This window comes from Fulvivirga aurantia, assembly GCF_009711475.1.
Classification (GTDB): domain Bacteria; phylum Bacteroidota; class Bacteroidia; order Cytophagales; family Cyclobacteriaceae; genus Fulvivirga; species Fulvivirga aurantia.
Map to the genome: position 1 here is coordinate 1 of NZ_SMMD01000474.1, position 3,036 is coordinate 3,036.

3 protein-coding genes are annotated in these 3,036 nt (G+C 43.3%); 2 read left to right on the plus strand and 1 reads right to left on the minus strand.

All coding sequences use genetic code 11. The features are described from left to right. Window positions 1-67: 67 nt before the first annotated feature. On the minus strand, window positions 68-886 hold the full coding sequence (locus E1176_RS03220; RefSeq protein ID WP_155209138.1) for an alpha/beta fold hydrolase: 819 nt from the start codon (window positions 884-886) through the stop codon (window positions 68-70). A 108-nt stretch (window positions 887-994) separates the two neighbouring features. On the opposite strand from E1176_RS03220, the gene E1176_RS03225 reads away from it, so the two are divergent. Both E1176_RS03225 and E1176_RS03230 read left to right on the plus strand, forming a co-directional pair. Beyond that, complete coding sequence (locus E1176_RS03225; RefSeq protein ID WP_155209139.1) at window positions 995-2,005, plus strand: metal-dependent hydrolase; 1,011 nt, start codon at window positions 995-997, stop codon at window positions 2,003-2,005. Window positions 2,006-2,083: 78 nt separating this feature from the next. Then, entirely contained in the window at window positions 2,084-2,998 is a 915-nt protein-coding gene (locus E1176_RS03230; RefSeq protein WP_155209140.1) for a DUF6263 family protein, read from the plus strand. Window positions 2,999-3,036 lie beyond the last annotated feature (38 nt).

Here is a 3,036-nt window from a genome sequence, read left to right on the forward strand (position 1 = left end):
CGTCAGAATGACCTGCAAGAGTTGTTTTACCACTTTTGAGTCGGCCTCATATATAATTTTACTGCTTTTACTCTTCCAGAAAATCTACCAAAAGCTTATTCAATTCGTCACGATGGGTGACATTTAAGCCATGAGGGCCGCCTTTGATAATTTCAAACCGGTTGTTGGGTATTCCTTCAGCCGCTTGCTTGGCCGATGTCTCGATAGGCACAATGTTGTCAGCATCGCCATGAATGATGAGCGTAGGTACACTCACATTTTTGAGTTCATCTCTAAAGTCAGTTGTGGCCCACGATTTGGCACATTGAAAAGTCGCCTGTGGTGACGCGTGAGAGGCGATAGACCAATCGTAATGTAATTGCTCCTCACTCATACTGTCGGTATTGTCTTCATAATTATAGAAATTTTTATGAAAATCCGTAAGAAAGCCCACCCGATCTGATTTAATCGCATCTAAGATATCATCCAAAGCTTCCTGAGGCACACCATCAGGGTTATCTTCTTTTTGCGGTACCAATGGTATGATAGAGCTTACCAGGGCCGCTTTCTCAATCTTATCATCGCCATACTCTGTAAGGTAGCGTACTACCTCTCCCCCACCCATCGAAAATCCGATAAGGGTCACGCTATCGAGATCTAAGGTATCTATTAAGGCCTTTAAATCTGAAGCAAGGGTCGTGTAATCATAATCACCCCAGGGAGCGCTTGATTGACCAAAGCCTCTGCGGTCGTAGGTAATGCAGCGGTAGCCGGCATCCACAATGGTCGATACCTGCCCTTCCCAGGCTTTGTGGCTCAAGGGCCAGCCGTGAATCAATATCACTGGTTTACCCTCTCCATAATCTTCATAATAGATCTGCACATCATTATTTTCTATAAAGCTCATATACGTTGTTGGTTTTTATGTTATACATGTTGATTTATAGAATGAAAACAGCTAGCCAAAAACTATGTTTAGTAGAAAAAGTCGTAGATCTTAGTAAAGAAAAAAGCATTGGATTCTTTCACTCAAATTGTACTTGGAGCCGCTGTTGGAGAAGCTGTAGCTGGCCGCAAAATAGGTAACAAAGCACCGCTCTTTGGCGCCATAGCCGGCACTATCCCTGACCTGGATGTATTTATTGGTAATGCCATGGGCACGGTAGACGCGCTCAACTTTCACCGCGGATTTACCCATTCGCTGGCGTTTGCCCTCATCTTTGCCCCGCTGCTAGGCTTTGTTATGAGAAAGCTTTTCAACTCCTCCTCGGCCACATGGCGAGACTGGACATTATTATTTTTCTTAGGCTTCTTTACCCATGCTTTACTCGATTGCTTCACCACCTGGGGTACACAACTGTTTTGGCCGGTCGATTATCGTATTGCTTTTAAGAGCATTTTCGTGATAGACCCACTTTACACCCTTCCGCTCACCATCTGCCTCGTATGGCTCATGTTTCTATCAAAAACCAGTCAAAAACGCCAAAAACTCAATACCATTGGCCTTGTGATAAGTTCGGCTTACCTGGTTTTCTCAGTAGTAGTAAAACAGCATGTCAATTCTGTCTTTGAAGACTCTTTTGCCAAAGAAAACATGAAAGTCTCACGCTACGACACCAGGCCTGCACCGCTCAACACCCTCCTGTGGACCTCCAATGCTGAGCTTGCCGATGGGTATAAAATCGGCTATTATTCTTTGCTGGATAACAACAAGGATATAGCGTATTTCTACTTTCCTAAAAATCATGATTTTCTCACACCTTACAGGCAAGATGAAGATGTAAAGCAGCTGATAGACCTTACCAACGGCTGGTATACGATACAACCTGTAGCAAAAGGGGTAATTTACAATGACCTACGCTTTGGGCAACGTACGGGTTGGTTGGAGAAAGAAGGCGATTTTGTGTTTTCTTACCACATCTACCGGGAAGATGACAAAGTACACATCGAAGAAGTTGAAAAGGAGTTTGACGATGGCAAGGCCATTATGAGTGCACTCTGGACACGGATACTGGGTAAAGACTAGATTTAGCCTGTGCACTCACTCTCGTTCAAACTATTTTCGCTAGCTTCAGGTAATTATTCAAACATTTAAAACATTCTAATGCACAAATTTTTTACACTTTTACTACTTACGCTTGCCACGGTTGCGCAAGCTCAGAAATATGACCTTGGCCTTACCCTCAAACAAGGTGAAACTTACAACCAGGTAATGCAATCAGACATATCGATTGTACAGGATTTTGGTGGCCAGTCTATGGAGATAAATATGAAAATCTCGGGAAACATGGCTTTTGAAGTTGCTGCCGTAGAAAATGACAGCTACCAGCTAAAAACTGTATTTAAATCGCTGAACATGGCCATGAAAATGCCACAGGGAACCACAGAATTTAGCTCTGAAAACCCAACCGAAGGCGATGTATTCTCTTCTATGCTGGCAGCCATTAAAGACCAGCCTTTTGATGTGGTTATGAAGAAAAACGGTAAAGTTACTTCCGTGAAAAAGCTAGACGAAATGTGGGGCAAGACTGTAGACCAATTTGAAGAATTGCCTGCCATGCAGAAACAGCAAATTAAAGAGCAGCTGATGAAAGCTTACGGTGAAGAAGCAATGATCGGCAATATGGAAATGGTGACGGCCATCTACCCGGAAGGCAAAGTAAAAATTGGCGACACATGGACGGTAAGCACCAACCTGGAAGCGGGAATGGCAGCCAAGCTGATTACCGAGTACGAGCTTGTGAGCGTATCGGGTGATAAAATTACTTTGAAAGGCACTGGAAACATCGCAACTGAAGATAAAGATGCCTATGTAGAAACCAACGGCATGAAGATGAAATACGACATGAGCGGCACCATGAATTCTGACATAGAAGTTGACAAAAATTCTGGTTGGATTATCGAAGCTGATATCGTACAAAAAATAGATGGCGATGCCACAATTAAAGCCAACGCACAGATGCCTAACGATATGCAAATACCAATGAAATTGAACACCACGATGAAGGTGACAAATTAGGTGTTAGCCAGAAAACTTTCTAAGCAAAAGGGTGTCTC